The 348-nt window shown below is 50.9% G+C and carries 1 protein-coding gene; it reads left to right on the top strand.

The annotated features are described in order from the left end of the window. The coding region (locus MWC30_RS22145; protein ID WP_244086350.1) for a type II toxin-antitoxin system HigB family toxin at positions 1 to 265 on the top strand (265 nt) is incomplete at its 5' end. Positions 266 to 348: the final 83 nt, after the last annotated feature.

Here is a 348-nt window from a genome sequence, read left to right as displayed (position 1 = left end):
GTCTTTCTGGCGCGTGCATCCTGCTGCCCGATCACCTTTGGAATCATGGTATCGGGTCGTCAGCAAATCAAGGTTTGAAAACCTCAGCGACATCAGACAGGCATTCGGCTCGGCTGACTACGTTGCCCCGTACACCATTTTTGACATTGGTGGCAACAATTTCCGGGTGATCACTGTGATTCATTACAACCGGCAAAAACTCTTTATCAGAGAAGTGCTCACCCATGCAGAGTATGACCGCTGGAGCAAAGAATACAGGAGTTAGCGGACATGAACACACCAGCTATTGACACCACTTCCATCGGCCCGGCATGGAGAGCCCTCCAAAACATACTACCGGTCAGGATC

The sequence above is a fragment of the Desulforhabdus sp. TSK genome, from assembly GCF_022836495.1.
GTDB lineage: Bacteria > Desulfobacterota > Syntrophobacteria > Syntrophobacterales > Syntrophobacteraceae > Desulforhabdus.
Note: the sequence above shows the minus strand (reverse complement) of the source record. Positions and strands in the feature narration are given on the sequence as shown.